The sequence below is a fragment of the Pelomonas sp. KK5 genome (genome assembly GCF_001984095.1).
Classification (GTDB): Bacteria; Pseudomonadota; Gammaproteobacteria; order Burkholderiales; family Burkholderiaceae_C; genus KK5.
The window spans coordinates 1-1,314 of the sequence record NZ_LYVQ01000477.1 but is presented as its reverse complement, the minus strand read 5'-3'; the positions used below and the strand labels follow the sequence as shown (position 1 = coordinate 1,314).

Here is a 1,314-nt window from a genome sequence, read left to right as displayed (position 1 = left end):
GGCCGAGCCGTCGCAGGCCACGCCCACGCTCTACCGCCATGGCGTGGAGGCGAGCGTGCGAGGCAGCTACGCGGCGCTGCTGCCCTATCTGCAGGGCCTGCAGAAGCATTCGGACCGCCTGTTCTGGACTCAGGTTTCGCTGGAGGTGGTGCAGTACCCGGATGCGGTGCTCAAGCTGACCATCTACACGCTGAGCGACCAGCAGGACGCGCCGCTGGTCTAGAGGAGAACGACGATGCGGCCTTCCTCCTTCCACACACGGCTCGTCGTCTCGCTCCTCTGCCTCATGGCTGCGATCGCGCCGCCCGCCCGGGCCGGCGACAACTGGCTGGCGCCGCCGCCGGGCTGGACCGGCGAGATCCCGGCGCCGAGCGGCGCTGGCGCCGGCACTGCCGCGCGGGCCACGGGCTTGCGCATCGTGGTGCTGGGCCCGCAACGACGCTTTGCGGTCATCGATGGCCGCACGGTGCGCGCGGGCAGCGAATTCAATGGGGCGCGGGTGGTGGACATCCAGGCCGACGCGGTGATGCTGTCCCGCGAGGGGCAGGTGGAGCAGCTGCGCTCCACGCCGTCCGTCATCAAGAAGATCCATGGCAGCGACAACAAGGCCGCCAAGGTGGTGGGAGGAAATCGATGAGACAAGCTGTACTCACGACGGCCAGCGTGGCCTGCTGCATGCTGGCAGCCTGCGCCGACTATCCGCGCAAGGATCTCTCGGTGCAGCAGCACATCAGCCAGGAGATGGCGCAGGCACGGGCGGGCAACGTGCCCGCGGCCAGGCCGGCAGCCGCGGCACCTGCGCCGGCTGCGCCCTCGCTGTTGCCGCCGCTGGTGAGCAGCGCGCTGCTGCCGCCGCTGCGCGCGCCGGGGCTGGGCAAGTCGTCCTCGCGCCAGCTGGAGCAGCGCTTCGACCTGGTGGTGACCGACGCGCCGGTGGCCCAGGTGCTGATGTCCATCGTGTCCGACACGCCCTACAGCCTGCTGCTGAGCCCGCGGGCCCAGGCGCCGGGCCCGGCCGAGCCCGCGCCGGCCGCGGCGCCGGGCCAGCCGGGCACGGTGGCCACCGCCGGCATGGCGCGCCAGCCCGCCGAGCTGCTGACCCTGCACCTGAAGGACGTGACGGTGATCGAGGCGCTCGACGCCGTGCGCGAGATGTACGGCTACGAGTACCAGATGGACGGCTCGCGCATCTACGTGCGGCCGCCGGAGCTGCGCGCCAAGCTCTACCAGGTGAACTACGTCCTCGGCCAGCGGCGCGGCGTCAGTGACCTGCAGGTCATCGGCGGTGCATCGACGAGCAGCGGTGGCCAGGGC

At 71.6% G+C, this 1,314-nt stretch carries 1 protein-coding gene and 2 pseudogenes; all 3 read left to right on the top strand.

Features of this window, described 5'->3' with window-relative positions; translation table 11 throughout:
- A pseudogene (locus B0W88_RS34120) lies at positions 1-223 on the top strand (hypothetical protein); the annotation flags it as partial.
- 12 nt (positions 224-235) lie between these two features.
- Positions 236-637: a hypothetical protein gene (locus B0W88_RS31775; protein WP_077038409.1), complete on the top strand. Its 402-nt coding sequence runs from the start codon at positions 236-238 to the stop codon at positions 635-637.
- A pseudogene (locus B0W88_RS31770) lies at positions 634-1,314 on the top strand (STN domain-containing protein); the annotation flags it as partial. The gene B0W88_RS31775 and the pseudogene B0W88_RS31770, both read left to right, overlap by 4 nt.

Bases quoted from the DNA above. Each gene is read 5' to 3' on its own strand.
- B0W88_RS31775 (WP_077038409.1), top strand. From the start codon at position 236: ATGCGGCCTTCCTCCTTCCACACACGGCTCGTCGTCTCGCTCCTCTGC.